Source organism: Pseudomonas putida (genome assembly GCF_050990305.1).
GTDB lineage: Bacteria > Pseudomonadota > Gammaproteobacteria > Pseudomonadales > Pseudomonadaceae > Aquipseudomonas > Aquipseudomonas putida_AH.
This window is the reverse complement of sequence record NZ_CP158817.1, coordinates 5,554,987-5,581,131: the sequence shown is the minus strand read 5'-3', so window position 1 is coordinate 5,581,131 and position 26,145 is coordinate 5,554,987. Positions and strand designations below refer to the sequence as shown.

General features: G+C 59.1%; 23 protein-coding genes, 2 tRNA genes and 2 pseudogenes. 13 read left to right on the top strand and 14 right to left on the bottom strand.

Going from position 1 to position 26,145, the window contains the following annotated elements; all coding sequences use genetic code 11:
* Positions 1-18: 18 nt before the first annotated feature.
* The 3 genes from ABTV22_RS25325 to ABTV22_RS25315 form a co-directional block, all read right to left on the bottom strand.
* Positions 19-534 carry a lysine methyltransferase gene (locus ABTV22_RS25325; protein ID WP_433737125.1) on the bottom strand — a complete coding sequence of 172 codons (516 nt, stop codon included), beginning with the start codon at positions 532-534 and terminating at the stop codon, positions 19-21.
* A gap of 144 nt (positions 535-678) precedes the next feature.
* A complete protein-coding gene (locus ABTV22_RS25320) occupies positions 679-1,851 on the bottom strand; it encodes a hypothetical protein (protein ID WP_433737124.1) in 1,173 nt (390 codons plus the stop codon).
* Positions 1,852-1,947: 96 nt separating this feature from the next.
* Positions 1,948-3,366 carry a short-chain fatty acid transporter gene (locus tag ABTV22_RS25315; RefSeq protein ID WP_433737123.1) on the bottom strand — a complete coding sequence of 473 codons (1,419 nt, stop codon included), beginning with the start codon at positions 3,364-3,366 and terminating at the stop codon, positions 1,948-1,950.
* Positions 3,367-3,566: 200 nt separating this feature from the next.
* Between ABTV22_RS25315 and ABTV22_RS25310 the strand changes: the two genes are divergently transcribed.
* The 6 genes and pseudogenes from ABTV22_RS25310 to ABTV22_RS25285 all read left to right on the top strand — a co-directional run bounded on the left by ABTV22_RS25310 (position 3,567) and on the right by ABTV22_RS25285 (position 8,738).
* Positions 3,567-4,880, top strand: coding sequence for an MFS transporter (locus ABTV22_RS25310; RefSeq protein WP_433737122.1), 1,314 nt, complete (start codon positions 3,567-3,569; stop codon positions 4,878-4,880).
* Between the two features lie 129 nt (positions 4,881-5,009).
* Positions 5,010-5,738: pseudogene (locus ABTV22_RS25305) on the top strand (PAS domain-containing protein); the annotation flags it as partial.
* Positions 5,718-6,326, top strand: coding sequence for a methyl-accepting chemotaxis protein (locus ABTV22_RS25300; protein ID WP_433741508.1), 609 nt, complete (start codon positions 5,718-5,720; stop codon positions 6,324-6,326). The pseudogene ABTV22_RS25305 and the gene ABTV22_RS25300, both read left to right, overlap by 21 nt.
* A 157-nt stretch (positions 6,327-6,483) precedes the next feature.
* Complete coding sequence (locus ABTV22_RS25295; protein ID WP_433737121.1) at positions 6,484-7,083, top strand: flavin reductase family protein; 600 nt, start codon at positions 6,484-6,486, stop codon at positions 7,081-7,083.
* A gap of 46 nt (positions 7,084-7,129) precedes the next feature.
* Positions 7,130-8,224 carry a D-alanine--D-alanine ligase gene (gene ddlA / locus ABTV22_RS25290; protein WP_433737120.1) on the top strand — a complete coding sequence of 365 codons (1,095 nt, stop codon included), beginning with the start codon at positions 7,130-7,132 and terminating at the stop codon, positions 8,222-8,224.
* A gap of 85 nt (positions 8,225-8,309) precedes the next feature.
* Positions 8,310-8,738: a TOBE domain-containing protein gene (locus tag ABTV22_RS25285; protein WP_433737119.1), complete on the top strand. Its 429-nt coding sequence runs from the start codon at positions 8,310-8,312 to the stop codon at positions 8,736-8,738.
* A gap of 64 nt (positions 8,739-8,802) precedes the next feature.
* Here ABTV22_RS25285 and ggt read toward each other — a convergent pair whose 3' ends face one another.
* Positions 8,803-10,647 carry a gamma-glutamyltransferase gene (gene ggt / locus ABTV22_RS25280; protein ID WP_433737118.1) on the bottom strand — a complete coding sequence of 615 codons (1,845 nt, stop codon included), beginning with the start codon at positions 10,645-10,647 and terminating at the stop codon, positions 8,803-8,805.
* A 167-nt stretch (positions 10,648-10,814) separates the two neighbouring features.
* Here ggt and ABTV22_RS25275 point away from each other — a divergent pair, with 167 nt between their 5' ends.
* Positions 10,815-11,924 carry a DUF2817 domain-containing protein gene (locus tag ABTV22_RS25275; RefSeq protein ID WP_433737117.1) on the top strand — a complete coding sequence of 370 codons (1,110 nt, stop codon included), beginning with the start codon at positions 10,815-10,817 and terminating at the stop codon, positions 11,922-11,924.
* A 192-nt stretch (positions 11,925-12,116) separates the two neighbouring features.
* Here ABTV22_RS25275 and ABTV22_RS25270 read toward each other — a convergent pair.
* A tRNA-Met gene (locus ABTV22_RS25270) sits at positions 12,117-12,193 on the bottom strand.
* A gap of 116 nt (positions 12,194-12,309) precedes the next feature.
* Positions 12,310-12,558 (bottom strand): annotated as a pseudogene (locus ABTV22_RS25265) (methyl-accepting chemotaxis protein); the annotation flags it as partial.
* 231 nt (positions 12,559-12,789) lie between these two features.
* Between ABTV22_RS25265 and ABTV22_RS25260 the strand changes: the two are divergent.
* Positions 12,790-14,007 carry an MFS transporter gene (locus ABTV22_RS25260; RefSeq protein WP_433737116.1) on the top strand — a complete coding sequence of 406 codons (1,218 nt, stop codon included), beginning with the start codon at positions 12,790-12,792 and terminating at the stop codon, positions 14,005-14,007.
* 168 nt (positions 14,008-14,175) lie between these two features.
* On the opposite strand, the gene ychF is transcribed toward ABTV22_RS25260, so the two are convergent.
* From ychF to ABTV22_RS25220, 8 genes are all read right to left on the bottom strand, one after another.
* The gene (gene ychF / locus ABTV22_RS25255) at positions 14,176-15,276 is read right to left on the bottom strand and encodes a redox-regulated ATPase YchF (RefSeq protein WP_433737115.1); all 1,101 of its coding nucleotides are present in this window, start codon (positions 15,274-15,276) and stop codon (positions 14,176-14,178) included.
* Between the two features lie 22 nt (positions 15,277-15,298).
* Entirely contained in the window at positions 15,299-15,883 is a 585-nt protein-coding gene (pth, locus tag ABTV22_RS25250; protein WP_020799735.1) for an aminoacyl-tRNA hydrolase, read from the bottom strand.
* A gap of 169 nt (positions 15,884-16,052) precedes the next feature.
* Positions 16,053-16,652, bottom strand: a complete 600-nt coding sequence (locus ABTV22_RS25245; RefSeq protein WP_008016617.1) for a 50S ribosomal protein L25/general stress protein Ctc — start codon at positions 16,650-16,652, stop codon at positions 16,053-16,055.
* A 141-nt stretch (positions 16,653-16,793) separates the two neighbouring features.
* A complete protein-coding gene (locus ABTV22_RS25240) occupies positions 16,794-17,735 on the bottom strand; it encodes a ribose-phosphate pyrophosphokinase (RefSeq protein WP_003171603.1) in 942 nt (313 codons plus the stop codon).
* Between the two features lie 45 nt (positions 17,736-17,780).
* Positions 17,781-17,855 (bottom strand) — tRNA-Gln (locus ABTV22_RS25235).
* A 37-nt stretch (positions 17,856-17,892) separates the two neighbouring features.
* Complete coding sequence (gene ispE, locus ABTV22_RS25230) at positions 17,893-18,744, bottom strand: 4-(cytidine 5'-diphospho)-2-C-methyl-D-erythritol kinase (RefSeq protein WP_433737114.1); 852 nt, start codon at positions 18,742-18,744, stop codon at positions 17,893-17,895.
* 1 nt (position 18,745) lies between these two features.
* A complete protein-coding gene (gene lolB, locus ABTV22_RS25225; RefSeq protein WP_433737113.1) occupies positions 18,746-19,363 on the bottom strand; it encodes a lipoprotein insertase outer membrane protein LolB in 618 nt (205 codons plus the stop codon).
* Positions 19,364-19,367: 4 nt separating this feature from the next.
* Positions 19,368-21,092, bottom strand: coding sequence for a tetratricopeptide repeat protein (locus ABTV22_RS25220; RefSeq protein ID WP_433737112.1), 1,725 nt, complete (start codon positions 21,090-21,092; stop codon positions 19,368-19,370).
* 301 nt (positions 21,093-21,393) lie between these two features.
* Here ABTV22_RS25220 and hemA point away from each other — a divergent pair, with 301 nt between their 5' ends.
* Genes hemA through murI form a run of 5 tightly spaced genes read left to right on the top strand, consistent with a single transcriptional unit; the run spans position 21,394 to position 26,129 of the window.
* Entirely contained in the window at positions 21,394-22,683 is a 1,290-nt protein-coding gene (hemA, locus tag ABTV22_RS25215; RefSeq protein WP_433737111.1) for a glutamyl-tRNA reductase, read from the top strand.
* Positions 22,680-23,762 (top strand): peptide chain release factor 1, encoded by a 1,083-nt coding sequence (prfA, locus tag ABTV22_RS25210; protein ID WP_433737110.1) that lies wholly within the window; start codon positions 22,680-22,682, stop codon positions 23,760-23,762. Before hemA ends, prfA begins: the two co-directional genes overlap by 4 nt.
* Positions 23,763-24,593: a peptide chain release factor N(5)-glutamine methyltransferase gene (gene prmC, locus ABTV22_RS25205; RefSeq protein WP_433737109.1), complete on the top strand. Its 831-nt coding sequence runs from the start codon at positions 23,763-23,765 to the stop codon at positions 24,591-24,593. It abuts the gene before it with no gap.
* Positions 24,587-25,342, top strand: a complete 756-nt coding sequence (locus ABTV22_RS25200) for a molybdopterin-synthase adenylyltransferase MoeB (RefSeq protein WP_433737108.1) — start codon at positions 24,587-24,589, stop codon at positions 25,340-25,342. The genes prmC and ABTV22_RS25200 overlap by 7 nt, the downstream gene beginning before the upstream one ends.
* Positions 25,335-26,129, top strand: coding sequence for a glutamate racemase (gene murI / locus ABTV22_RS25195; protein ID WP_433737107.1), 795 nt, complete (start codon positions 25,335-25,337; stop codon positions 26,127-26,129). Before ABTV22_RS25200 ends, murI begins: the two co-directional genes overlap by 8 nt.
* Positions 26,130-26,145: the final 16 nt, after the last annotated feature.

Below are 26,145 nucleotides of genomic sequence, written 5' to 3'. Positions count from 1 at the left end.
CGCGAGCAAGCTTCGCTCCTACAGCCGACGCCAGTGCTTCAAAAAAATCTGGCCGTCGGTGTTGGGTACCTCGTCGTAACCGGTAATCCAGCCCCGACAATTGTGCGAGCCGCAGCGACAGGCGAACTGCTGCAGCAGTTTGTCTTCACTGACGGTGAAGTCCATCGTCAGCCAGTCGCCTCTTTGTATGTCTTGCAAAGCCCATAACCACAGATCGTTCAATTCCAGATAGACGTTGGGGTTACACGAGTGGCGTAGCAGTCCGCAAAAGCGTGGGTCGTAGACGTGCACTCCAGGTGTCAGTTGCCGTGTATGTTGGCAGCGATAGGGCAACAATTGCCCCGATACCCGACAAATCTGGCTCATTCGTGGGAAATCACGCAATGCCATTGCGGCTACAGCCTCGCCAGTGGTGTTCGTGAGGATTTCGAAGTCGGCCAAGGAAGGAAACCCGAGCTGCAGCGGCAGTTCGGCATAGGGATAAATACCTTCAGGGAGACGTGCCAGAGGCTTGCGCAATGCATTGGCTTTCATAACGATCCTTGTTGGCTAGGTGTTGTGACTTCCATCCGCTGACGATCCTGTCAGCATAGCAGCACATGAATACGCTCCAAGACTCTCGCAAATAGAATGAGCGGCATACTGTCGTAATTGACAGGTATACCGCCGTTCGTCGATTTACAGCGGCGGTGGAGGGAGCGCAGTGGCCGGTGCTGGCGCCTTGAGCTGTTTGAGCTGGGGCGCGATGGTCGCTGACGCGCATTTGCCTGCGGCCTGTGCGGGCGTCAGGCTGCGGATGGAGGTGTAGAACAACTGGCAGGTTTTCTCTTTCTCGGCCACTTGCCAGGTTTGCGTGCAGCTTTTGAGCTCAATGTCGGGATTGCTCTCCGGATCACGGCCCATGGCGGCCTGCCAGCAGGCGACGCTCAAATCCTGGCCCATGACTTTCAGTCCCGCCGTGTCGGCCTTGGCCTGGGCATCTTTGCCGGTATAGCTAGCCGGGTCAGCGGCGTACCAGATGTAACTTGGGTGGTTGGAACCGAGCACCGGTACTTTCAGCCCTTCGCGAGGGCTGATGCTGACCAGGCTCAGAACATTCACGGTCGGCCCGTATTGCTGCTTGACCCAGTTACGCACCGGAGTACCAAAGGCAACCATCGGTAATGCATCGCTGCTGCCACGTTCGGTGATGTCCCTGACCATGGTGGTCTGGTAGTCCTTGAAGTAGTCGTAGACACCTTCCAGGTCTTTGCCGGCGTTGGATGGTGCTGCAATCGGGGCAATATCGATAATGGTCTGGAAGGCCGGTATCTGTTCGGCCGGGATGCCATTGAGGGTCAACAACGAGGCCCAGCGATCGGTGGTGGCGGACTTCAGGTAATCCTGGGCCTGGGTCAGCGAAGTGTCCGGTGGGAAGTGCAGCAACTCGACGCTTCTGCGGTTTTCCAGCGCCAGGCCCAGTGGCAGGAACAGGTTCCAGCTATAAGCCCACTTGCCATCTGCGTTCAATTTGCTGGCGCCGGTATAGGCCAGGTCGCCAGCATCGAGCAGTGCAGCTAAAGGCTTTTCATAACTTTTGGGCACTCCGCTGATGTCGACGTAGAGCTGACCCTTATCGGTCTTTACCAAAACTTTCGCATCGCTGTAACCATCACGCTGCACGCTCTGGGTCAGGTAATGCTCAACGGTTTGCTCCAGCGTCCAGTTGCGAAAGCAAATCACGTTGCAATTATTGGGGTATGCAAACAGGCGGGTGACGCGTTCGGGGTCGCCCAACTTAAGGCTGACATCGGCGTGGGCGGTGGCACTCAGGGCGAGGGCGGCGAGGGAGAGTCCTGCAAATTTGAACATGCACCGGTCCTTTTCAGCGTTTAGATCCAACACTTATTGAAGCAGACATGATCGGACAAAGAGGGGAGCCAATAAAAATATTGGCTCCTTTTGGTGTTACGGCATCACCGGCGCCGTGTACGCCAGCGTTGTCCCCAGCGCCCACAGCAACACCAACACCAGCGGCGTGTGCACCAGCAGTTGTACAAACGAAAACCCGATCAAGTCCCGCGCCTTCAACCCCAGCACGCCCAGCAACGGCAGCATGTAGAACGGGTTGATCAGGTTGGGCAGCGCTTCGGCGGCGTTGTAAATCTGAACGGCCCAGCCCAGGTGGTAGTTCAAGTCGTTGGCCACTTGCATCACGTAGGGCGCTTCGATGATCCATTTGCCGCCGCCGGACGGGATAAAGAAGCCGAGAATCGCCGAATACACGCCCATCAGCAGCGCATAAGTGTCGTGGGAAGCGATGCTGACGAAAAAGCTCGAGATATGGTGGGCCAGCGTCTGCGCATCGGCGCCTTTGACTGTGGTCATCAGCGCGGCGATCGAGCCGTACAGCGGGAACTGGATCAGCACGCCGGTGGTGGTCGGTACCGCGCGGGCCACTGCGTCGAGGAAGCTGCGAGGACGCCAGTGCAGTAAGGCACCGAGCATGATGAACAGAAAGTTGTAGGTGTTCAGGCCGGAAATGGCACTGATGGCCGGTTTGGTCGAGAACTCATGGAACAGCCATCCGGCCGCCAGCAGCACCAACAGAATGATCAGCAGCGGGCTGTGTTCCAGCCATTCGCCGGGACGGGTACGCGGTTGCAGGGGCGGCAGGTTGAAGCTCGGGTCGACGCCGCAAGCCTTGGCGTCACGGGCCGAAGCAGGACCTGGGGCCGTGGCGTAGGCAATGATGATCGAAATGACGACCAATGCCAGCAGCATCACACCGGACTGCCAGAGAAAGATTGTTTGGGTGAATGGAATCACCCCGGTAATCGACAGAATCGACGGTGGCAAGCTGGCCGGGTTGGCCTGCAATTGTGCTGCGGACGACGACAGGCCCAGGGCCCACACCGCGCCCAGTCCAAGGTAAGCCGCTGCCCCCGCTGCGCGGTAGTCCATTTTCAGATCGGTACGGCGGGCGAGGGCGCGTACCAGCAAGCCACCGAACACCAGCGACAAACCCCAGTTCAGCAGGGAGGCGACCATGGAGATCAAGGCAACCCAGGCCACGGCGGAGCGACCGTTTTTCGGCAACTTCGCCAGGCGATCAATCAGTTTCACCGCCGGCGGCGAACTGGCGACGACATAACCGCCAATGACCACGAAAGCCATCTGCATGGTGAAGGGGATCAGGCTCCAGAAACCGTCGCCAAACGCCATGGCGGCGTCGGTGGGTTTGGCGCCCATGAACAGGGTCGCCACGGTGACGATAATCACCGCCAGGGCGGCAAACACCCAGGAGTCGGGAAACCAGCGTTCGGCAAAGCTTGAGCAGCGCAGGGCAAAGCGGGCGGAGCGGCTATCTTCGATATCAGCGGCCACGGGAATACCTCGGATTTTTATGTTTATTGTGGTCTTCGGGGCGGCACCGGCCCGTCTAGACAGGCACTAACAGTAAATCAAGCAGTGTTTTTTTGCGGGGCTGATTTGCGGCTATGGGACTTTGGTCTAACGGGTTGTCCGTGGGCGCGTTTGCGTAGACCATGGGCGCCTTGGTTTTTGCCTGTGCCAGAGTTCTTTCAATGACTGCCAACATCGATACGCGCCCGACGCCGTTCAATCGCTCGGACTACAAGACCCTGGGGCTCGCGGCCCTCGGCGGGGCGCTGGAAATTTACGACTTCATCATCTTCGTATTTTTCGCCCTGACCTTGAGCCAACTGTTCTTCCCGCCGGAAATGCCCGAGTGGCTGAGGTTGCTGCAAAGCTTCGGGATTTTTGTCACGGGTTACCTGGCGCGACCGCTGGGTGGCATCCTGATGGCGCATTTCGCCGACCGGCTAGGGCGCAAGCGGGTGTTCAGCCTGAGCATCCTGATGATGGCGCTGCCGTGCCTGCTGATCGGGATCATGCCGACCTACGCGCAAATCGGCTATTTCGCTCCCCTGTTGTTGCTGATGCTGCGCGTCCTGCAGGGAGCAGCCGTGGGCGGAGAAGTGCCGAGCGCCTGGGTGTTCGTTGCCGAGCATGCGCCGGTGGGGCATCGCGGTTATGCCTTGGGCTTTTTGCAGGCGGGGCTGACCTTTGGCTACTTGTTGGGCGCCTTGACGGCGACGTTCCTGGCCCAGGCGTTCACCCCGGCAGAAATTCTCGATTACGCCTGGCGCCTCCCGTTCCTGCTCGGTGGTGTGTTCGGTGTGATTGGCGTCTGGTTGCGTCGCTGGCTCAGCGAAACCCCTGTATTCATGGCCATGCAGGCGCGACGTGAAGAGGCGGTCGAATTGCCGTTGCGGGCAGTCCTGCGTGAGCATCGACTGGCGATGTTGCCAGCGATGATTCTGACCTGCGTACTGACCTCGGCCGTGGTGGTGTTCGTGGTCATCACCCCGACCATGATGCAGAAAACGTTCGGCATGACCGCCAGCCACACCTTCGGCTTGAGTGCGCTGGGCATCGTTTTCCTGAACATTGGCTGTGTGCTCGCCGGATTGCTGGTCGACCGTATCGGCGCCTGGCGCACCGTCATGCTGTACAGCCTGCTGCTGCCACTGGGCATCGGCGTGCTCTATGCCTGCCTGATCAATGGTGGTCAGTGGATCGGTCTGGCCTACGCGGTAGCCGGCCTCGCTTGCGGGGTGGTCGGCGCGGTGCCATCGGTGATGGTCAGTCTGTTCCCGGCACGAATTCGCGTTTCGGGAATTTCCTTCACGTACAACATTGCCTACGCCGCATGGGCGAGTATCACACCCTTGCTACTGATCGGTCTGATGCCGTGGAGCCCATGGATCTGCGTGATTTTCTGTGCGGTGATGGGGGCGGTGGGGGTGAGCAGTGCGGCGTATTTCGGCGCGCGCATGCCGAGAGTGGCTGGCTGTTCGACGGCCAGTGCGACGTGATCGACAGGCATCGCTGGCACTGCGCAACTTTTTTTGTAGGACAAAGCTGAAGCGCTCTTAAGAAAAGGCTCCCAAGGCCGATGGTTAGGCTGCATATCGCTTTCTATCCCAGTCCATCGGTGCATCCCCATGTTCAATAAACGCTTGAAGCAGGAGCTGTCGGCTCTTCGTGAAGAACTTTCCAGCCTCCAGCAAGTGAAGGAAAGCCTGGAAAGCGAGATGCTCGTGCTGACCGTTGGTTCTGATGGGCGGGTGCAATCGGTCAATCAGAACTTCCTCGACGAAATGCGCTACAAGCGCCACGAACTGATCGACCGGCACATTGAAGACATCGTCCCTGATCATGTAAAAACCGATGAATTCCACCAACGGTTCAAAAGCGCACTGACCCGTGGCGAGCACTTCGCCGGTGCCGTGCGCTTGTCGCGTGGAACCGGTGAGGAAGCCTGGTTGCGTTCAATCGTGCAGCCTGTGCGGTCCTCCGATGGCCGGATCAAACATTTCTCGATTTTCTCCAGCGACCTGACCCGCACCATCGAAGCCTCCCGCGAACACGAAAACCTGATCGGCGCCTTGGTCCGTTCGACGGCAGTGATCGAGTTCGACCTCAATGGCAATGTGCTGGCGGCCAACGATCGCTTTCTTTCCGGGATGGGTTACAGCCTGGCGCAGATCAAGGGCAAGCATCACCGCATGTTTTGCCTGCCGGATGAAGCCAATAGCGCCGAGTACCAGAATTTCTGGCGTCGCCTGAACGCGGGTGAGTACGTGGCGGCTCGTTTCAAGCGTATCGATAGTCATGGTCGTGCTGTTTGGCTGGAGGCGTCCTACAACCCGGTGGTCGATGCCAACAACAAGCTCTACAAAGTGGTGAAGTTCGCCACGGTCATCACCGACCAGGTCAATCAGGAACAAGCCGTTGCCGAAGCCGCGAACATTGCCTACAGCACTTCGCAACAAACCGACCAATGCGCCCAGCGCGGCAATACGGTGGTCACGCAGGCAGTGGATGTGATGCGTGATTTGGCCAAGCATATGCAAACCGCAGGTGATGGCATTGAGGCCCTGAACGAACAGTCGTTGGTGATCGGCACCATCGTCAAAACCATCAGCGGCATCGCCGAACAAACCAACCTGCTGGCGCTCAATGCCGCTATCGAGGCGGCGCGTGCCGGTGAGCAGGGGCGCGGTTTTGCCGTGGTGGCGGACGAGGTGCGGCAACTGGCTTCGCGTACCAGCCAGGCCACCGATGAGATCGTGTTGGTGGTACGTCAGAACCAGGAGATGGCCCGTAACGCCGTGGCCCTGATGACCGACGGCAAGCTCCAGGCGGAGCAGGGGCTGGCGCTTGCTGCGGAGGCGGGCACAGTGATCGTCGAGATCCAGGACGGTGCTCAGAAAGTGGTGAATGCGGTGGGGCAGTTCGCCAATCAGCTGTCGAGTTGATGCCTTCTCCTGTAGGAGCGATGGAGGTCAACGAAAACGCGTGCTGTCTGAATGCCCGCGTTGTCCTGACGCCCATCGCGAGCAAGCATCGCGCCTACAGGTTTTTGAGACTCTTATCCCGCTACAATCGGCTCTTTTCCCCAAGGAGCAGACATCCATGAGCGCCTCCCACCGCCGCCCGGTCCCTTTGCCCAAGGCTTATCGTTTGCTCAATCACGGGCCGACCGTGCTCGTCAGTGCCTCCCACGGCGGCGAGCGCAATATCATGGCGGCGGCTTGGGCCATGCCCCTGGATTTCGAGCCGCCGAAAATCGCCGTGGTGCTGGACAAGTCCACCTGGACTCGCCAACTGCTGGAAGCTTCGGGGACCTTCGTGCTGAATGTTCCCTGCGCCGCACAAGCCGACATCGTGCAAACCGTTGGTTCGACGTCAGGCCTGGAACTGACTCGGGACCAGGGGCGTGACAAGTTCCAGATTTATGGCTTGCAAACCTTCAATGCCGAGCTGATCGACGCGCCGATGCTCGAGGGTTGCGTTGCCTGGCTGGAATGTCGACTGCTGCCGGAGCCCAATAATCATCAGCAATATGATCTGTTCCTGGCCGAAGTGATTGCCGCCCAGGCCGATGAGCGCGTATTCAGTGACGGGCGCTGGCACTTCGAGGGACGAGACGCATTGCGTACTCTGCACCACGTGGCGGGTGGACACTTTTTGACCATCGGCCAACCGGTGGACGGCAAGACTTTGCAGCCGTAGGTCGCTGCTAACCTAGCCATAAGCACATTCACATCGAGGCTAGGTAATGAGCAAATTGCGTGTGGGAATTATCTTTGGCGGCCGCTCGGCAGAGCATGAGGTGTCACTGCAGTCGGCGAAAAACATTGTCGATGCCCTGGATCGTTCGCGTTTCGAACCGGTGCTGATTGGCATCGACAAACAGGGCCATTGGCACCTCAACGACCCCTCGAACTTCCTGCTGAACCAGGAAAACCCGGCCCTGATTGCCCTGAATCAGTCCAATCGAGAATTGGCCGTGGTTCCGGGCAAGGCAAACCAACAACTGATGGAAACCTCCAGCCAGGAGCTGCTGGGGCACGTTGATGTCATTTTCCCGATTGTCCACGGTACCCTCGGCGAGGACGGTTGCCTGCAAGGCCTGCTGCGCATGGCTGACTTGCCGTTTGTCGGCTCCGATGTGCTGGGGTCGGCAGTGTGCATGGACAAGGACATCAGCAAGCGCCTGCTGCGCGACGCCGGGCTGGCAGTCACGCCGTTCGTGACACTGACCCGCACCTCTGCGGCTCGGATCACATTCGCCGGGGTTGTGGATAAGTTGGGATTGCCGCTGTTTGTCAAACCCGCGAACCAGGGTTCCTCCGTTGGCGTGAGCAAGGTCACCGACGAAACTGAATTCGTGGCGGCAGTCGAACTGGCGCTGGGATTCGATGAAAAAGTATTGATCGAAACCGCCGTCAATGGTCGCGAGATCGAATGCGCAGTACTCGGCAACGAAGACGCCGTCGCCAGCGGTTGCGGCGAGATCGTGGTGCACAGCGGGTTTTATTCCTACGACAGCAAGTACATTGATGACAAAGCTGCTGAAGTGGTGGTGCCCGCCCATATCAGTGTGGAGGCCAGCGAACGTATCCGCGCCATGGCCGTGGAGGCGTTTCAGGTACTGGGTTGTTCCGGGCTGGCTCGGGTCGATGTCTTTCTGACCGACAGCGGCGAAGTGCTGATCAACGAAATCAACTCGCTGCCGGGATTCACCCGCATCAGCATGTACCCGAAACTGTGGCAGGCCACAGGCATGACCTACAGTGAACTGGTCACACGGCTGATCGATCTGGCGCTGGAAAAACACCGGGCTCGACAGGCGCTAAAAATCAGTCGTTAAGTGGGTGCGACATTGCGTCCTGCCCGCTCAGAGAGAATGTTGCTGTGTTTTGTATACAAAAATAACCAGCAGAGGCTACAAAGCAATGAAAGTCAGCGCCCGTAACGTGTTCAAAGGCACCATTAGTCAAGTGCAGTCCGGTGCCGTCAACGCCGAGATATCCCTGAAGTTGCCGGGTGGCAATGAGCTGGTGGCCGTGGTCACGATGGAAAGCGTGAAGAACCTCGGTCTGGCGGTTGGCAAGGAAGCGGTCGCGTTGGTCAAGGCGCCGTGGGTCATGCTGATGACCGACTCCAGCGACATTCGCCTGTCGGCGCGCAACTGCCTCGAAGGCAAGGTCACCAAGGTCAGCGATGGCGCGGTGAATGCCGAGGTGGTGATCAAGCTCGACGGCGGCACTGAGGTTTACTCGATCGTCACCCGCGAAGCCGTGGCTGAGTTGGGCCTAGCGCCGGGTGTGAGTGCGACGGCGGTGATCAAGGCGTCCCACATCATTCTGGGTGTGCCGGCCTGATTTCAGACCTTCCATGAGAAAGGGTCTACCACTTGGTAAGCCCTTTCTCACACCTGCGTACGACTCAATCCCCCAGCGCCTCTCCCTCTCGCCGAGGATCGGCGCCTCCCGTCAGTGTCGCTTTACCCTGCGCATCCTTGACCCGAACAATCGCCTGGGTGCCGCTGGTCATGTCGATTTCGGTCACATTGTGGCCTTTGTCCTTCAGCGCCTGGATCAGGGCGGGGCTGAATTGGCCTTGTTCCAGTTCGGTCGGGCCGTTGCGGCTGCCGAAGTTCGGCAGGTTAATGGCCGCTTGTGCATCGAGTTCCCAATCCAGCAAGCCGACAGCGGTTTTGGCGACGTATTCGATGATTTGCGAGCCTCCGGGTGAGCCGACGCTGGCGACGAATTCACCGCTCTGGCGGTCGAATATCAGCGTCGGGGCCATGGAAGAGCGCGGACGCTTGCCAGGCTCGACACGGTTGGCGACTTTTTGCCTCTTCTCCTCAGGGATGAACGAGAAGTCGGTCATCTCGTTATTGAGCAGGAAGCCCTGAACCATCAGGTGCGAGCCGAAGGCGGACTCGATGGTGGTGGTCATGGACACCGCGCCCCCCTGGTCATCGAAGGCCACCACTTGTGAAGTGGAGATGCGCAGCGGCGAGCGGTCCGGCGCGAAAGCAACCTGGATGCCCGGTGGAGTCCCCGGTGTCGCCGTACCCATGCTGCGCTGACCGATCAGCGCGGCGCGGCTGGCCAGGTACGACGGGTCCACCAGCCCTTTGACGGGCACCGGCACAAAATCAGTATCGGCCACGTATTGGGCGCGATCGGCATAGGCCAGGCGCTCGGCCTCCGAGATCAGGTGCACGGCCTCAGGAGACGGCTCAAGGCCGGCGGGGGCGTTGGTCCTGACCGGTTTCATCGGCGCCAGGGCAAAGCGTTTGTCACGGCTCTCAAGGGCTTGCAGCGTGCCGAGGATCTGCGCCACGGCAATCCCGCCCGATGACGGTGGCGGCATGCCGCACACCTGCCAGCGTTTGTAGTCGGTGCACAGGGGCGCACGCTCTTTGGCGCGGTAACCTTGTAGATCGTTCAGCGACAGGCTTCCCGGGTTGGCGTGCCCCTGTACCTTGGCCACGATTTCCTCGGCGATAGCACCCTTGTACAGGGCATCCGGCCCTTCTTTGGCGATGCGCCGGAACACGGCGGCCAATGCCGGGTTTTTCAGGCGTGTGCCGACGGCTTTCGGGCTGCCGTCGGCATTCAGAAAGTACGCTGCCATGTCGGGTGAGTTGGGTAGTTTTGAGTCCGAAGCGATCAGCAGATGCAGGCGCGGAGAGATGGCGAAGCCTTGCTCGGCAAGTTCAATGGCCGGTTCGAACAGCTGCGCCCAGGGCAGGCGCCCGTGCTTTTGATGGGCCAATTCGAGGGCGCGTAAAACACCTGGTGTGCCCACCGAGCGACCGCCGATCTGCGCCTGGGGGAAGGGCATCGGCTGCCCGTCAGGCTGTAGGAATAGTTTCTCGGTGGCGCCGGCCGGTGCCGTTTCGCGACCATCGTAAGTGCGCACGGATTTGCCATCCCAGAGCACGATCAATGCGCCGCCACCGATGCCCGACGATTGCGGCTCGACCAACGTCAATACCGCCTGCATGGCAATCGCCGCATCGATGGCTGAACCACCACGACGGAGCATCTCCCGCCCGGCCTCGGCCGCCAATGGGTTGGCCGCTGCGGCCATGTGCCGAGTGGCATGTCGGGTTTGCAGATCGGTGCGAAACCCGGAAGCGTTTTCCGGCGCCAGTGGCAGCGTTGAAACCGAAGGTGAAGAAGGGGGAGCGTTGCAGGCGGCCAGCGTTAAAGCGATGGCCATCAGCGACAGCGCCGACAGGCGAAAGCGGCTCAAGTGGAAGGCTGAAAACACGTTGGGCACTCCGTCCGTTGGAAAGGGGGTCAGGGGACTTTATCGGCCACCACTCGATGGCGCAAACCGAGTCCTACGACAAGGCCGTTTTTGTCCTTCATCAATGGAGGGAATTTCTGTAGGGTCGTATCCAATCGCCTGACTAGAAAAATCAACAAGAGGCCCCTATGCACACTGAGTTTCCGACCCAGCCAAGCTACCGTTCACAACGCGAGCAATTTCTCTCGACGGCCACTGCGGCCGGGGCGACGCTGACCGAGTATTCACACCCGCTCACAGGGCCGTTTGGCGAGCACTTGAGCACTGATGTGGCGGTACTGGGCGATCCGGATGCCAAACGTCTGCTGATCGCGCTCAGTGGCACCCACGGCGTCGAAGGCTTCTATGGCTCGGGTTGTCAAATCAAATGGCTGCAGGAGCTGGGCAAACGCTCGCTGCCGGCGGATGTCGCCGTGGTGATGATCCATTCGATCAATCCGTGGGGCATGGCGTGGTTGCGCCGGGTCAATGAAGACAATATCGACCTGAACCGAAACCATCTGAACTTCGACGGCCCCTTGCCGGATAACCGGGCCTATGACGCACTGCATGAAATTTATGCGTGCTCACAGTTGCAAGGTCCCGAGCGTGATCGCGCCGACGGGCTACTCGATGAGCAAATCCGCAATCATGGTTGGCCGGCGGTGATGTCGATTGTCGAAGGGGGCCAGCATCGGCATCCCGACGGCTTGTTTTTTGGCGGGCTGGCGCCGAGCTGGTCGAATCGTACCTTGCACCAGATCCTCCAGAAGCACGTCGCCCATGCCGACGTCGCCATGTGCTTTGACTTGCACACCGGCGCCGGCGAATACGGTCATCCGATGTTATTGACGATCACTGAAGCGGCTTATCCGGCGCTGGCCGATGCCCAGGGGATTTATGGTCCGTGGCTCTACACCCTGCATACCGGCGCCGACACACTGAGTGAAACCGGCGTGGCCGCCACGGCGACCGGCTACACCTCACAGGCGTTACTCAATGCGCTGCCGCAGGTGCGGTTGATGCCGTTCGTCATCGAGTGTGGAACGTATCCCGGCCCGCAGGTGCATCGCTATTTGCGCGATGATCACTGGCTGCATCTGCATGGCAATCCGAGTGATGGGGTAGGGCGTGATATCAAGTTGAATCTGCTCGAGCAGTTCTATCCAGCCGACAGCGATTGGCAGGCGATGGTCTGGCTACGGACCTGGCAGATCTGGGAGCGGGCGTTGTCGGCGCTGCCGGCGATTCGCATCTGAAACGATTTGCCGAAGGGCGGTACGCTCCCCCTGTAGGAGCTGCCGAAGGCTACGATCTTTTGATCTGGTTTTTTTCAATCAAAAGATCGCAGCCTTCGGCAGCTCCTACGCAAAGCGCAAGGCATTCTGTTTTCGGCATTTTCTCGAGGCATAAAAAAACGGCCTACCTTTCGGTAAGCCGTTTTTAGTACTTGGTGGCTACACAGGGACTTGAACCCCGGACCCCAGCATTATGAATGCTATGCTCTAACCAACTGAGCTATGTAGCCAAGTGGCGCGCATTATTCACCGGTAATGCAGATGCGTCAAGCATAAATCTAAAATATTTCTCTACACTTTCAACCGCTTATCCTCCTGAGCCGAAAAAACGGCTCAGGGGAGGGGCTCAATTGAGCTGAAATCTGCCGGTGTTGGCGCTCAACGCCTTGCTGCCCTGGCTCAAGGTATCGGCTGCAAGGTTCACGGCCCGCGCGCCTTCGAGCAAACGGACCGCCGCCTGATCGACTTGTTGAATGTTGCCACTGACTTCGTCGGCGGTGCTTGCCTGTTCGTCGACCGCCGTAGCGATCTGCGCCAGCGTGTCGGTGACGCCCTGCACGGCACTGGCAATTTCTCCCAGCCGCTCACCCTTGCCCGCTCTGTAGGCCGACTCTGTGACGAAACTTCCCATTCTCGGTCCCCTTTGTAAGGGGGCCGCGTTGAAGCGGAGTAGCAAGGCAAGATTCAGACCATGGCTATGAGCTATCAATTTTTCGGAAGTGAGAATCCAGTTCGTTAGCAGGCTAAGGGGATGGCGCTTGTGCACAAAAAAATGGCACATTGGCGCACCTGCCTGTGTGCACCTACCTGTTGTCCGGAACCTCTCATGGCTATCAGCAACATTCAGTCGGCCACCGCGTCGACGTCCGCCTCTTCACAAAGCAGTCCGCTGGTTATGCGCATCATCGGCGCGGTGGCGTTGGCGCATTTGATCAACGACTTGATTCAGTCGGTGCTTCCATCGATTTACCCGATGCTCAAGGCCAGCTACGGCCTGACCTTCACTCAGGTCGGCCTGATCACCCTGACCTTTCAACTGACGGCTTCATTGCTGCAACCCTGGGTCGGTTATCACACCGATCGCCATCCTAAGCCGTGGCTGCTGCCCGCTGGTACGGTCTGCACATTAATCGGGATTCTAATGATGTCGGTCGTGGGCAGCTTCCCGTTGATTCTGTTGGCTGCAGGGCTGATCGGTATTGGTTCTTCAACCTTTCACCCTGAAGCTTCTCGTGTGGCGCGGCTGGCTTCGGGTGGGCGTTTCGGGCTTGCACAGTCCACCTTTCAGGTTGGCGGTAATGCGGGGTCGGCCTTCGGTCCTTTGCTGGCGGCAGCGATCATTATTCCCTTTGGTCAAGGGCATGTGGCCTGGTTCGGGCTGTTCGCGGTTTTCGCGTTGTTTGTGCTCTACCGGATCAGTCGCTGGTACGCCAACCACTTGAACCTGTTCAAGCTCAAGCAAGGTCAGGCGGCGACTCATGGTTTGTCCAAGGGGCGAGTGATGAGCGCGCTGGTGGTGCTTGGGCTGTTGGTGTTTTCCAAGTACTTCTACATGGCGAGTTTCACCAGCTACTTCACCTTTTACCTGATCGAGAAGTTCGATCTGTCGGTGGCCAGTTCCCAGTTGCACCTGTTCCTGTTCCTTGGGGCAGTGGCGGCGGGGACCTTCTTTGGTGGGCCGATCGGCGACAAGATCGGGCGTAAGGCTGTGATCTGGTTCTCGATCCTCGGCGTCGCGCCGTTCACGCTGATCCTGCCCCACGTCGACCTGTTCTGGACCAGCATCCTCAGCGTGGTGATCGGCTTCATCCTGGCGTCGGCGTTCTCGGCCATCGTGGTCTATGCCCAGGAGCTGGTACCGGGCAATGTCGGGATGATCGCTGGGGTGTTCTTCGGGCTGATGTTCGGCTTCGGCGGGATAGGGGCGGCGTTGCTTGGGCATCTGGCGGACATCCACGGTATTGAATACGTGTACTTCCTGTGTTCGTTCCTGCCATTGCTGGGTGTACTGGCGATCTTCTTGCCGCGTACCAAAAAGGCCTGACCGCACACTGGCCTGTAGGAGCGAGGCTTGCCCGCGAAGAACGATGGCGCGGTGAATCATTCAAGCCGCATAACGGCCTTCGCGGGCAAGCCTCGCTCCTACAACAGGCACAAAAAAGCCGCGTCTAAACGCGGCTTTTTCTTGGGCGGGTGCTTCGTCGTGAAAAACTTAAACGTTGAAGCGGAAGTGCATCACGTCGCCGTCTTTAACGACGTATTCCTTGCCTTCCAGGCGCCATTTGCCGGCTTCCTTGGCACCGGCTTCACCCTTGTACTGGATGAAGTCGTTGTAGGCGATCACTTCGGCGCGGATGAAGCCTTTTTCGAAGTCGGTGTGGATCACGCCAGCGGCTTGTGGTGCGGTGGCACCGACGCGGACGGTCCAGGCGCGGACTTCTTCGACGCCGGCGGTGAAGTAGGTCTGCAGGTGCAGCATTTCGTAGCCGGCGCGGATCACGCGGTTCAGGCCAGGTTCTTCAAGGCCCAGGGCTTCGAGGAACATGTCTTTTTCTTCGCCGTCATCCAGCTCGGCGATTTCCGCTTCGATCTTGTTGCAGACCGGTACAACTACGGCGCCTTCTTCTTCGGCAATGGCCATGACCACGTCGAGGTGCGGGTTGTTTTCGAAGCCGTCTTCGGCCACGTTGGCGATGTACATGACCGGCTTGGTGGTCAGCAGGTGGAAGCCCTTGATCACCAGTTTCTCTTCGGTGCTCATGTTCTTCATCAGGCTGCGCGCAGGCTTACCTTCGGTGAAGTGAGCGATCAATTGCTCCAGCAGGCCTTTCTGAACCACGGCGTCCTTGTCTCCGCCCTTGGCATTGCGCGCGACTTTCTGCAGTTGTTTCTCGCAGCTGTCGAGGTCGGCGAAGATCAGCTCCAGGTCGATGATTTCGATGTCGCGTTTCGGGTCGACGCTGTTGGAAACGTGAATCACGTTCTCGTCTTCGAAGCAGCGGACCACATGGGCGATGGCATCGGTTTCGCGGATGTTGGCCAGGAACTTGTTACCCAGGCCTTCACCTTTCGACGCGCCGGCAACCAGGCCTGCGATGTCGACGAACTCCATGGTGGTCGGCAGGATGCGCTTTGGATTGACGATGGCTGCCAGGGCATCCAGACGCGAATCCGGCATCGGCACGATACCGCTGTTGGGCTCGATGGTGCAGAAGGGGAAGTTCTCGGCCGCGATACCGGATTTGGTCAGGGCGTTGAACAGGGTGGACTTGCCGACGTTAGGCAGGCCGACGATGCCGCAATTGAATCCCATGGTGTTTCCCCTCGGGTAAAAGTCAGGCCTTCTGGCTGTGCAGGTTTTTCATCGCGCGGTTCCATTCACCGGCGAGGATATCCGGCAGCACGCCGAGGGCAAAATCGATGCTGGCATCGAGTTTTTCCTGTTCGGCGCGTGGCGCACGACCCAGGACGAAATTTGAAACCATACTGGCAACGCCCGGATGGCCAATGCCAAGCCGCAAGCGGTGGAACGTGTTCTGATTGCCCAGTTGCGCAATGATGTCGCGCAACCCGTTGTGACCGCCATGACCGCCGCCCACTTTGAGTTTGGCAACGCCCGGAGGCAGGTCGAGTTCGTCATGCGCCACCAGGATTTCTTCAGGCTTGATGCGGAAGAATCCGGCGAGTGCCGCCACGGCCTGGCCGCTGCGGTTCATGTAGGTGGTGGGAATCAAAAGACGAACATCCTGACCCTGGTGCGAAAAGCGCCCGGTCAGGCCGAAATATTTGCGATCGGCCACAAGGTTCACGCCCTGTGCGTTCGCGATGCGCTCAACAAAAAGGGCCCCTGCGTTATGCCGGGTCTGTTCGTATTCAGCGCCTGGATTTCCCAGGCCAACGATCAGTTTGATGGCAGTCACGATAGGGGCCCTTCCTTGAAGTGGTGGATAACATCGCCGCGATCAGGGAAAGCGGCGAAAGTGGACGAAAAATGCTCATTTACCATGAATGTAAACTCCGCGTTCCCGCCCGCTTTCTCGCTATGTTGCAGTCCGCGATGTTTCCGTCACTCCGGCGTACAGAGTGAAATTACTCTGCAGCGCCTTCTGCAGCTTCTGGAGCAACACGTGGAGCGTGGACGTTGGCAACAGCCTTGTCATCGCCGTGTGCCAGAGCAACGAACTCAACGCCTTTAGGGGCTTTGAGGTCGGACAGGTGAATGATCGAGCCGATCTCGGCGTTAGCCAGGTCAACTTCGATGAATTCAGGCAGGTCTTTTGGCAGGCAGGAAACTTCGATCTCGCCAACAACGTGGGAGATTTCGCCGCCTTTCTTGGTCGGTGCTTCTTCGTTGATGAAGTGCACTGGAACGATAGCGGTCAGTTTCTGGCCAGCGACTACGCGTACGAAGTCAGCGTGCATCACGTGGCCTTTGGCCGGGTGACGTTGCAGAGCTTTGATCACGACGTTTTGCTTGGTGCCACCAACGTTCAGCTCGATGATGTGGCTGTAAGCCGCTTCGTTTTCGAGCAGTTTGGCAACTTCTTTGGCCAGCATGCTGATGGATTCAGGGGCTTTGTCGCCACCGTAAACTACAGCTGGAACCAGGCTTGCGAGACGACGCAGGCGGCGGCTCGCACCTTTCCCCAGGTCGGAACGCACTTCAGCATTCAGAGTAAAATCGTTCATGTTGTATCTCCAAAATAACCACATTCGCCCCAGCGTTTGCGACCAGCGCTAAAGGCGATATGGGCAAAAAAGCCCCGCCCCGACAGGAATGCCGGGGCGGGGCGCTTTTCGTCAACGAGATGTTCGAGAAGGGCAGGGCCCTTAGCGGAACATCGCGCTGATCGATTCTTCATTGCTGATGCGGCGGACCGCCTCGGCAACTACCGGTGCGATATCCAGTTGACGGATACGCGCACAGGCTTGTGCTGCAGCGGACAGCGGGATGGTGTTGGTCACCACCAGCTCGTCCAGCACGGAATTTTCGATGTTTTCGATCGCCCGACCCGACAGCACAGGGTGCGTGCAGTAGGCGAAAACCTTGGCAGCGCCATGCTCTTTCAAGGCCTTGGCCGCGTGGCACAGGGTGCCGGCGGTATCGACCATGTCATCGACCAGGATACAGGTGCGCCCTTCGACATCACCGATGATATGCATCACTTCAGAGTGATTGGCTTTCTCACGGCGTTTGTCGATGATCCCGAGATCTACGCCCAGGGATTTGGCAACAGCACGTGCACGCACGACGCCACCAATGTCCGGGGACACGATCATCAGGTTTTCAAAGCGCTGATCTTCGATGTCATCCACCAGAACCGGGGAGCCGTAGATGTTATCTACCGGAATATCGAAGAAACCCTGAATCTGGTCAGCATGCAGATCAACCGTGAGAACACGGTCGATGCCGACTACGGTAAGCATGTCAGCAACGACTTTCGCGCTGATAGCTACACGTGCGGAACGCGGACGGCGATCCTGACGGGCATAACCAAAGTAAGGAATAACAGCAGTGATACGAGTAGCCGAGGAGCGGCGGAAGGCATCAGCCATCACTACCAGTTCCATCAGGTTATCGTTGGTCGGAGCGCAAGTCGGCTGAATAATGAAGACGTCTTTACCGCGGACGTTTTCATTGATCTCGGCTGTAATTTCGCCGTCGGAAAACTTACCGACAGAGATGTCACCGAGAGGGATATGCAGCTGACGTACGACACGCCGAGCCAGATCGGGGTTAGCATTCCCCGTAAAGACCATCATCTTGGACACGCGCAGTACCTAGAGGCTGAGGGTAACCTGGATGAGTATAGAAAATGGCAGGGGCGGCTGGATTCGAACCAACGCATGGCAGGATCAAAACCTGCTGCCTTACCGCTTGGCGACGCCCCTGTATCTGTTGCAACGAGTACCCAGTACTCGTGTTCCTTTAGAGCAGGTCTTGCAGCTTGCGATGCAACATCGAAACGTTGCTTCCTTTTGCTACAAATCCTGTAAGGGTCTCTGTAAGAAGGGCCGAGACTTTATCAGCTTCAGCTTTGCTTGGGAAGCCCCCAAACACACAACTTCCAGTTCCGGTGAGTTTTGCTTCGGTAAATTTACCTAGCAAATTCAAGGCGTTACGCACTTCTGGATAACGTCTTGTTACCACCGGCAAGCAGTCGTTTCGACTGTTTCCCTTGGGAACGGGGCGCACTTTAATGGGAGGCGTGTTACGTGTCAACAACGGATCAGAAAAAATTTCTGCTGTGCTGACAGAGACTTGCGGCACCAGTACGACATACCAGGGTTCCTCGGGATCAACCGGCGTCAGTTTCTCTCCAACGCCCTCGGCAAAGGCCGCGTGACCGCGCACGAAAACCGGGACATCGGCGCCCAGCGTCAGACCCAGGGTGGCCAACCGGTCTTCGTCCCAGCCCAGTTGCCAGAGATGATTCAGGCCGAGTAGCGTGGTTGCCGCGTTCGAGCTTCCGCCGCCGATCCCGCCACCCATTGGCAGGATTTTATCGATCCAGATATCGATGCCGAGTGAACAACCGGATTGCGCCTGGAGTTTCTTCGCGGCTTTCACGATCAGATTACTGTCGTGGGGAACGCCTTCGAATTCGGTATGCAACTGAATGACACCGTCTTCGCGCACGGCAAAAGTGATTTCGTCGCCGTAATCGAGAAACTGAAACAGCGTCTGCAGTTCGTGGTATCCGTCTTCACGACGACCGAGAATGTGCAACATCAAATTGAGTTTGGCCGGGGAAGGCAAGGTCAGTTGATTGGTTGCCATGTCAGCTCCCCAGTTTGCGCGGTTGCCAGGCCTTGATCACCAGGGTGACATCAAGGTCGGTGCCGTGCAGTTTGATCCGCTCGGGCAGCCAGTAACCGTTTTGCTCGGTATAGGCGGTGTATTCGACCTGCCAGCCGTCCTGTTCCAGATTGGCCAGGCGGCTGTCGCCGTCCAGGGTCAGGCGGCTCTTGGTGTCCGGAGCCGGGAGCCCGCGCACCCACCAGGCCAGATTGGAAACGGGAAGCTTCCAGCCCAGTTGTTCTTCAAGCAACGCATCCGGGGACGGCGCTTCATAGCGCCCTTGATTGGCGACTTCGAGGGAGACTTTTCCGGGGCGCCCGGTCAAGCGGGCGGCGCCGCGACCCAAGGGGCCGGAGAGGCGAATGTCGTAGTAGTCCTGGCGCTGTAACCAGAACAGCGTGCCGCTGCCCGAATCCTTGGGGGCGCGAATGCCGATCTTGCCGTCGATTTGCCAGCCGTCCAGGTGGGTCAGTTGTTCTTTGTGTTCACGCCATTGGGTGGCGTTGCCGTGCCCGCCAACCGACTCGCGGGAACCCATGCCGGCGCAACCGGCCAGCAGGGCGATGAGGCTGAAAACAATGATGTGGCGCAAAAACATAATCTTAAAGAGTCTCTGATCCGGTCAGGCGCTTGATGGTGCTGCGCAGGGTAGGGCTGTCGGGTTGTTCCTTGAGGAATTTGCCCCAGATTTGTCTGGCTTCGCTTTGCTTGCCATTGGCCCACAGGACTTCGCCAAGGTGGGCGGCGACTTCCTGGTCGGGGAAGCGCTCCAGTGCCTTGCGCAGCAAGCGTTCGGCTTCGTCCAGATTGCCAAGACGGAAGTTCACCCAGCCGAGGCTGTCGAGTACCGCCGGGTCTTCCGGATTGATCTGGTGGGCCTGTTCGATCAGGGCCTTGGCTTCGGCGTAACGCGTTGTGCGGTCGGACAGGGTGTAGCCGAGGGCGTTCAGCGCCATCGCATTGTCCGGGTCGCGCTTGATGATCAGCCGCAGGTCTTTTTCCATTTGCGCCAGGTCATTGCGTTTTTCCGCCTGCATGGCGCGGGTGTAAAGCAGGTTCGGATCGTCAGGGTACTTCTGCAGCGCCTGTTGCAGGACGTTCCAGGCCTTGTCGCCCTGATTGTTGGCGGACAGGGTTTCCGCCTCGATCAGGTACAACTGGATCGCATAGTCCGGTTGCTCGTCGCGTTCGGCCGCGAGTTTGCGCTGGGCTTCGGCGGTCTTGCCGTTGTTCATCAGGATATCGGCCTGGCGCAATTGTGCCGGCAGATAGTCGTTGCCAGGGCCGACCTGGCCATATTCGATCAGCGCCCCTTGCGGATCGTTGCGCTCTTCGGCGATACGCCCCAGGTTCAGGTGTGCGGAGTCAACATGGCTTTCGCGGGCGATCAGGTCTTCCAGATAGCCTTTGGCCTCGTCCCAGGCCTTGGCTTCCAGGCATACCAGTGCCAGGGAGTAACGCAGTTCGTCGTCTTCCGGGTATTGCTGGACCAGGCTCGAGAATTCGGCCTTGGCGTCATCCATGCGGTTTTGTTCGACCAGCATGCGGGCGTAGGTCAGGCGTAATCGCTTGTCGTCCGGGTATTTCTTGATGCTTTTTTGCAGCAGCGGCAAGGCTTCGTCGCCTCGATCGAGGGATTGCAGCAGGCGTGCGCGCAGCAGGATCGGAGCGATTTCGCCGTCTTCCGGCGGATTATTTTCCAGCAGCGTCAGCGCGCCTCGGGAGTCGCCGTCCTGTTGCAACAGCAAGGCCTTGCCGAAAATCAGCTGGCCGTTGTTCGGGTGACGCTGCAGCAAACGGTCGAAACTCTTCATCAGGCCGTTACGCGTGTCCTGGTCGGTATCGGCCGCGGACAGCGCGAGAAAGTCGAAGTGGGTGTCGCCCTTGCCCTGCAGGACTTTTTCCATATAGACCATGGAGTCGTCATAACGACCGGCGCGCGCGAGCTGCACCGCTGCGGCCCGTTGCGCCTCAAGGTCGTCCGGGGCGTTTTTTGCCCAGATCATTGCGGTGTCCAGGGCAGCTTGATCGGCACCCAGGTATTCGGCAATGCGAAATGCCCGCTCGGAAATGCCCGGGTCCTGGGTATTGATGGCCTGGGTCACATAGTTGTCCAGGGCAATGTCGAAACGATTGCGCTGGCCAGCCAGTTCGGCGCTCAGCAGGCTGAAGACTGTGTCTTCGCTGAATGAGCTGTAAACCTTGGGTTTTTCAGGCGCCGGTGCGCTGTCTTCGGTCGGCGACGTACCGTCCGACGAGACGGGGGCCAAGGCTTGGCAGCCGCTGAGGAAGACAAAAGCGAGAAGCAACGCGGAAGATCTATTCATATAGGAAGAGGACGACTAACCTGCGGTCGGATCATCATGACACAAGCCTTGGGCCAAACATAACCGGCCGGGCAATTTACCCGTTCGGGCGTTATCTGTAGGAGCTGCCGAAGGCTGCGATCTTTTGCCTTTACGACAAGATCAAAAGATCGCAGCCTTCGGCAGCTCCTACAAAAGCGGGTTAACGAGAATCGATCTCGGTATGCGGCGATGCCTACCCGGGCGATAGATATCCAATAGTTGTTCTGAATCTGACGAAGTAGGACAATTGCCGGCTTCACGTCACCATCAGCGACTTTGAATGGCCTTCCTTGCACTCGGTATTAACCACAAGACTGCTTCAGTAGACGTCCGCGAGCGCGTGGCCTTTACCCCTGAGCAGCTGGTTGAGGCCTTGCAGCAGCTCTGCCGACTCACCGACAGCCGCGAAGCTGCGATCCTCTCCACCTGCAATCGCAGTGAACTTTATATAGAACAGGATCACCTGTCGGCCGATATCGTGCTGCGCTGGCTGGCCGAATATCATCAATTGAGCTTCGAAGAGCTGCGTGCAAGTGCTTATGTGCACGAAGATGATGCGGCAGTTCGTCACATGATGCGGGTGGCTTCCGGTCTCGATTCGCTGGTGTTGGGCGAACCTCAGATTCTCGGCCAGATGAAGTCGGCCTACGCCGTGGCCCGTGAAGCCGGGACCATCGGTCCGTTGCTCGGGCGATTGTTCCAGGCCACGTTCAACGCGGCCAAGCAAGTGCGCACCGACACCGCCATCGGTGAAAACCCGGTGTCCGTGGCGTTTGCCGCGGTTAGCCTGGCGAAACAGATTTTCAGCGACCTGCAACGCAGCCAGGCCTTGCTGATCGGTGCTGGCGAGACCATTACTCTGGTCGCCCGCCATCTGCATGACCTGGGGGTCAAGCGTATCGTGGTAGCAAACCGCACATTGGAGCGGGCGAGCACTCTGGCGGAGCAATTCGGCGCCCACGCGGTGCTGCTGTCGGAGATTCCGGCCGAACTGGTGCGCAGCGATATCGTCATCAGTTCCACGGCCAGCCAATTGCCGATCCTCGGCAAGGGCGCCGTGGAAAGTGCTCTGAAGTTGCGTAAGCACAAACCGATTTTCATGGTGGATATCGCCGTTCCGCGAGATATCGAACCGGAAGTCGGCGAGTTGGACGACGTTTATCTGTATAGCGTCGACGATCTCCACGAAGTGGTCGCCGAGAACCTCAAGAGCCGTCAGGGCGCCGCGCAGGCCGCCGAAGAGATGGTCTCGGTCGGCGCCGAGGATTTCATGGTCCGCCTGCGCGAACTGGCGGCGGTGGACGTGCTCAAGGCGTATCGTCAACAGAGCGAGCGCCTGCGCGACGAAGAACTGCAAAAGGCCCAGCGCCTGCTGGCCAATGGCGGCAGCGCCGAAGAGGTGCTGGTGCAACTGGCCCGAGGCCTGACCAACAAACTGTTGCACGCCCCGAGCGTGCAGTTGAAAAAGCTCTCTGCCGAAGGGCGCCTCGATGCGCTGGCGATGGCCCAGGAACTCTTTGCCCTTAATGAGGGCTCATCGGAAAGCTTTTCGGAAAAGAAATCGCAATGAAAGCGTCACTGCTCAATAAGCTGGATGTCCTCCAGGATCGTTTCGAAGAATTGACCGCCTTGCTGGGCGACGGTGAGGTCATTTCCGATCAGGCCAAATTCCGCACCTACTCCAAGGAATACGCGGAAGTCGAGCCGATTGTCGAAACCTATAAACAGTTGGTCAAAGTACAGGGCGACCTCGAGGGCGCCCAGGCCCTGCTCAAGGACAGCGACCCGGACATGCGCGAGATGGCCGTGGAAGAAGTCCGCGAAGCCAAGGAACAACTGGTCGAACTGGAAGCCAGCCTGCAACGCATGCTGTTGCCCAAAGACCCGAACGACGGACGCAACGTGTTCCTCGAAATTCGCGCCGGCACCGGTGGTGACGAGGCAGCGATCTTTTCCGGCGACCTGTTCCGCATGTATTCGCGCTACGCCGAGCGTCGTGGCTGGCGCGTGGAAATCCTCTCGGAAAACGAGGGTGAGCATGGCGGCTATAAAGAGGTCATTGCCCGGGTCGAAGGCGAAAATGTCTACGGCAAGCTCAAATTCGAATCCGGCGCCCACCGCGTGCAACGGGTTCCAGCGACCGAATCCCAAGGGCGCATCCATACTTCAGCCTGCACCGTGGCGGTATTGCCCGAGCCGGACGAGCAGGAAGCGATCGAGATCAACCCGTCGGACCTGCGCATCGACACCTATCGCTCCTCCGGTGCTGGCGGTCAGCACGTCAACAAGACCGACTCGGCCATCCGCATCACTCACTTGCCGTCGGGCATCGTCGTCGAGTGCCAGGAAGAACGTTCGCAGCACAAGAACCGTGCCCGGGCGATGGCCTGGCTGTCGGCCAAGCTCAATGACCAGCAGACCAGCGCTGCCGCCAATGCCATTGCCAGCGAGCGCAAATTGCTGGTGGGTTCCGGTGACCGTTCCGAACGTATCCGCACTTACAACTTTGCCCAGGGTCGAGTCACCGATCACCGGGTCAACCTGACGCTGTATTCCCTCGACGAAATTCTCGCCGGGGGCGTCGAAGCGGTGATCGAGCCGCTGCTGGCCGAGTACCAGGCCGATCAACTGGCAGCGATAGGTGAGTAAATGACGATCATTGCCAGTTTGTTGCGCGCCGCCGATTTGCCCGACTCGCCTACGGCGCGTCTGGATGCCGAGCTGTTGCTGGCGGCGGCGTTGGGCAAGTCCCGCAGCTTTTTGCACACCTGGCCGGAGCGCATTGTCCCAAGCGAAGCGGCACTGACCTTCGCCGAGTACCTGCGGCGTCGCCGCGGTGGTGAGCCGGTGGCCTACATTCTCGGCCAGCAAGGTTTCTGGAAGCTTGATCTGGAAGTGGCGCCGCACACGCTGATCCCGCGCCCGGACACCGAGTTGTTGGTGGAAGCCGCACTTGAATTGTTGCCCGCCACAGCTGCCAAGGTACTGGACCTGGGCACTGGCAGCGGGGCCATTGCACTGGCCCTGGCCAGCGAGCGTCCGGCCTGGAAGGTCACGGCCGTGGACCGTGTACTGGAAGCCGTGGCCCTGGCCGAACGCAATCGCCAGCGCCTGAATTTGAACAACGCCACGGTGCTCAGCAGTCACTGGTTCAGCGCACTGCAAGGCCAGCGTTTTCAATTGATCATCAGCAATCCGCCTTACATTGCTGCAGCCGATCCGCACTTGGTGGAAGGCGATGTGCGCTTCGAGCCGGCCAGTGCGCTGGTCGCGGGTGTCGACGGGCTCGACGATCTGCGTCAGATCGTCTCCCAGGCACCGGATCACCTGGAGACTGGCGGTTGGGTGATGCTCGAACACGGTTACGATCAAGCCGAGGCCGTGCGTGATCTGTTGCTGAGCCGTGGCTTCGAAGAAGTCCACAGCCGTACCGATCTAGGCGGTCATCAACGCATTAGTCTGGGGCGCTTGCCGTGCTGAATGATCAGGAATTGCTGCGTTACAGCCGGCAGATTTTGCTGGCGCACATCGATATCGATGGTCAGTTGCGACTCAAGGACAGCCGCGTTCTGATCGTCGGCCTTGGCGGTCTCGGTGCACCGGTCGCCCTTTACCTCGCCGCCGCGGGTATCGGTGAGTTGCATCTGGCGGACTTTGACACGGTCGATCTGACCAACCTGCAGCGCCAGATCATTCACGACACCGACAGCGTCGGCCTGAGCAAGGTCGATTCGGCGATCAAGCGCCTGACGGCCATCAATCCCGAGGTTCGACTGGTTGCCCATCGCGCGGCACTGGATGAAGACTCGCTGGCGGCTGTCGTGGCCGGGGTGGATCTGGTGCTCGATTGTTCCGACAATTTTTCTACCCGTGAAGCAGTCAATGCCGCCTGTGTGGTTGCCGGCAAACCGCTGGTCAGCGGTGCGGCGATTCGTCTGGAAGGGCAATTGTCGGTGTTCGACCCGCGCCGTGCCGAGAGTCCTTGCTACCACTGTTTATACGGGCATGGCAGCGAAGCCGAATTGACCTGCAGCGAAGCGGGCGTGGTCGGCCCGCTGGTGGGGCTGGTCGGCAGCCTGCAAGCCCTTGAAGCGCTGAAGTTGCTGGCAGGATTTGGCGAACCGCTGGTAGGGCGCCTGTTGCTGATCGATGCATTGGGCTCGCGCTTCCGTGAGTTGCGGGTCAAGCGTGATCCGGGCTGCAGCGTCTGTGGGGCCAGGCATGCGTGACGCGCCGATCGGCGTGTTCGACTCCGGTGTCGGCGGGCTTTCGGTACTGGCCGAGATCCAGCGTTTGTTACCCAACGAATCCCTTTTGTACGTCGCCGATTGCGGGAATATTCCTTACGGCGAGAAAACCCCGGAATTTATCCGGCAGCGTTGCAGCGTCATGGCCGATTTTTTTCAACAGCAGGGCGCCAAGGCGCTGGTGTTGGCCTGTAACACGGCAACGGTCGCGGGCGTGGCTGACCTGCGACGCGATTACCCCGAGTGGCCCATTGTCGGTATGGAACCTGCGGTCAAGCCCGCCGCCGCCGCCACCCGCAGCGGCGTGGTCGGCGTGCTGGCCACGACGGGCACGCTGCAGAGTGCCAAATTCGCGGCGCTGCTCGATCGGTTTGCGACCGATGTCCGGGTGATCACGCAACCGTGTCCCGGCTTGGTGGAACTGATCGAGAAGGGCGATCTGCACAGTCCAGCCCTGCGCCAGTTGCTTGAAGATTATGTTCGACCGCTACTGGGCGCGGGTGCGGACACCATCATTCTCGGTTGCACTCACTACCCCTTTCTCAAACCATTGCTCAAGCAGATGATCCCTGACGACATCAGCCTGATCGATACCGGCGCGGCGGTCGCGCGGCAGCTTCAACGCTTGCTGGCCGAGCGCGACTTGCTCGCGTGTGGCACCCGTCAGGAGGCCGCACAGTTCTGGACCAGCGCCGATCCGGTTCATTTCACAAATATATTGCCGATACTGTGGAATACCGCTGGCATTGTGAGAAGCTTCCAAAGGTAAGCAAGTCCGGGGTAAA

Coding starts and splice junctions, on each gene's coding strand:
- ABTV22_RS25325 (WP_433737125.1), bottom strand. CDS start 534: ATGAAAGCCAATGCATTGCGCAAGCCTCTGGCACGTCTCCCTGAAGGT.
- ABTV22_RS25320 (WP_433737124.1), bottom strand. CDS start 1,851: ATGTTCAAATTTGCAGGACTCTCCCTCGCCGCCCTCGCCCTGAGTGCC.
- ABTV22_RS25310 (WP_433737122.1), top strand. CDS start 3,567: ATGACTGCCAACATCGATACGCGCCCGACGCCGTTCAATCGCTCGGAC.
- ABTV22_RS25295 (WP_433737121.1), top strand. CDS start 6,484: ATGAGCGCCTCCCACCGCCGCCCGGTCCCTTTGCCCAAGGCTTATCGT.
- ddlA (WP_433737120.1), top strand. CDS start 7,130: ATGAGCAAATTGCGTGTGGGAATTATCTTTGGCGGCCGCTCGGCAGAG.
- ABTV22_RS25285 (WP_433737119.1), top strand. CDS start 8,310: ATGAAAGTCAGCGCCCGTAACGTGTTCAAAGGCACCATTAGTCAAGTG.
- ABTV22_RS25275 (WP_433737117.1), top strand. CDS start 10,815: ATGCACACTGAGTTTCCGACCCAGCCAAGCTACCGTTCACAACGCGAG.
- ABTV22_RS25260 (WP_433737116.1), top strand. CDS start 12,790: ATGGCTATCAGCAACATTCAGTCGGCCACCGCGTCGACGTCCGCCTCT.
- ychF (WP_433737115.1), bottom strand. CDS start 15,276: ATGGGATTCAATTGCGGCATCGTCGGCCTGCCTAACGTCGGCAAGTCC.
- ABTV22_RS25245 (WP_008016617.1), bottom strand. CDS start 16,652: ATGAACGATTTTACTCTGAATGCTGAAGTGCGTTCCGACCTGGGGAAA.
- ispE (WP_433737114.1), bottom strand. CDS start 18,744: ATGGCAACCAATCAACTGACCTTGCCTTCCCCGGCCAAACTCAATTTG.
- lolB (WP_433737113.1), bottom strand. CDS start 19,363: ATGTTTTTGCGCCACATCATTGTTTTCAGCCTCATCGCCCTGCTGGCC.
- ABTV22_RS25220 (WP_433737112.1), bottom strand. CDS start 21,092: ATGAATAGATCTTCCGCGTTGCTTCTCGCTTTTGTCTTCCTCAGCGGC.
- hemA (WP_433737111.1), top strand. CDS start 21,394: ATGGCCTTCCTTGCACTCGGTATTAACCACAAGACTGCTTCAGTAGAC.
- prfA (WP_433737110.1), top strand. CDS start 22,680: ATGAAAGCGTCACTGCTCAATAAGCTGGATGTCCTCCAGGATCGTTTC.
- prmC (WP_433737109.1), top strand. CDS start 23,763: ATGACGATCATTGCCAGTTTGTTGCGCGCCGCCGATTTGCCCGACTCG.
- murI (WP_433737107.1), top strand. CDS start 25,335: ATGCGTGACGCGCCGATCGGCGTGTTCGACTCCGGTGTCGGCGGGCTT.